At 69.2% G+C, this 951-nt stretch carries 1 protein-coding gene and 1 pseudogene; both read left to right on the forward strand.

The features are described from left to right. Positions 1–245 (forward strand): annotated as a pseudogene (locus I5M_RS30170) (glucose-6-phosphate dehydrogenase); the annotation flags it as partial. Beyond that, on the forward strand, positions 245–951 hold a 707-nt coding region (gene pgl, locus I5M_RS19480), incomplete at its 3' end, for a 6-phosphogluconolactonase (RefSeq protein WP_031337095.1). The pseudogene I5M_RS30170 and the gene pgl, both read left to right, overlap by 1 nt.

Genomic DNA, 951 nt, shown 5'->3' on the forward strand with positions numbered 1-951 from the left:
ATTACTTCAAGGTCGCGCCGAGCAACGGCTACGAGACGCTGCTGCACGACTGCATGATCGGCGACAACATCCTGTTCCAGCGCGCCGACGGCGTCGAGGCCGGCTGGCGCGCCGTGCAGCCATTCCTCGATGCCTGGAAGAACGCCGGCGAGAAGGGCCTGCACATCTATCGCGCCGGCAGCCACGGCCCCGAAGATGCCGACGAGCTCCTGGCGCGTGACCGCCGCAACTGGCGCGTGCCATGATGGCGGCCGCCGACCCGCGCAAGATCGTCGTGGCGCCCGACGCCGACGCGCTGGCGCGGCTGGCGGCGCAGCGGCTGATCGCGCGCATCGAGCTGCATCACGACCGACCGGCGATCTGCCTCACCGGGGGCTCCGGGCCGAAGAAAATGCTGGAGCTGCTCGCGACCGAGTTCGCGCACCAGATTCCGTGGCAGCGCGTGCACTGGTTCATCACCGACGAGCGCTTCGTGCCTTACGACGATCTGCTGAGCAATATCGGCGCCGCCAAACGCGCACTGCTCGACGGCCGCGCCCCGGCGGCGAACGTCCACGCGATGCGCACCGACACGGCGACGCCCGAAGAGTCGGCACGCGACTATCAGCGCGAGCTTCAGCAGTTCTACGGCAACGCCACGCTCGATCCGGCACGGCCGCTGTTCGATCTCGTGTTCGGCGGCCTCGGACCCGACGGCCACACCGCCTCGCTGTTTCCCGGCTGGCCGCAGCTCTCCATTAGCGACCGCTGGGCAGCCGGCGTCGACACCGCCCATGTCGAGCCATTCGTGCCGCGCGTCACCCTCACCTTCCCGGCGCTCGCCTCGTGCGAGGAGATGCTGTTCATGGTGCCGGACGCCAAGAAGCGCGACATTGTCGCCCGCGTGTTCGCCGGCGAGGATCTGCCCGCCGGGCATGCGCGCTCGCAGCGCGACACCGTGTGGCTGATGAT

This window comes from Rhodopseudomonas sp. B29 (genome assembly GCF_000333455.1).
Taxonomy (GTDB): domain Bacteria; phylum Pseudomonadota; class Alphaproteobacteria; order Rhizobiales; family Xanthobacteraceae; genus Rhodopseudomonas.